General features: G+C 36.4%; 1 protein-coding gene. It reads right to left on the bottom strand.

Annotated features, from left to right (window positions below; all coding sequences use genetic code 11):
• Positions 1-239 (bottom strand): MazG nucleotide pyrophosphohydrolase domain-containing protein (locus ACSG5Z_RS30480; RefSeq protein ID WP_435712814.1); only part of this gene is annotated, 239 nt, incomplete at its 3' end.
• Between the last annotated feature and the right edge of the window lie 66 nt (positions 240-305).

The raw sequence follows: 305 nt of genomic DNA, 5'->3' as shown, positions 1-305 counted from the left end.
AGAATAATAAGATTAGATAGTACATCACCAAGTTCTTCTTTTAACTCTTGTTTTTGTTCTTCTTCTGTTTTCACTTTTTCGTCAGGACGATCACGGCCAATTTCGATTGCGCGAACAACGCGTGAAACTTCTCCGACTTCCTCTGTTAAGAAATTTAAGCGAATAAAGGAATTATACTGTGACCAGCTTCGTTTTTCGTAAAATTCCTCCACCCATCGTTGAAATGCGACGATATCCATTTCTTCCTCATCCCTTCAATATGTTGTATAATATTCATTGTATCATAACAATATATAGTTTCGGGG

The sequence above is a fragment of the Bacillus pretiosus genome (assembly GCF_051294775.1).
GTDB classification, from domain to species: domain Bacteria; phylum Bacillota; class Bacilli; order Bacillales; family Bacillaceae_G; genus Bacillus_A; species Bacillus_A wiedmannii.
Note: the sequence above shows the minus strand (reverse complement) of the source record. Positions and strands in the feature narration are given on the sequence as shown.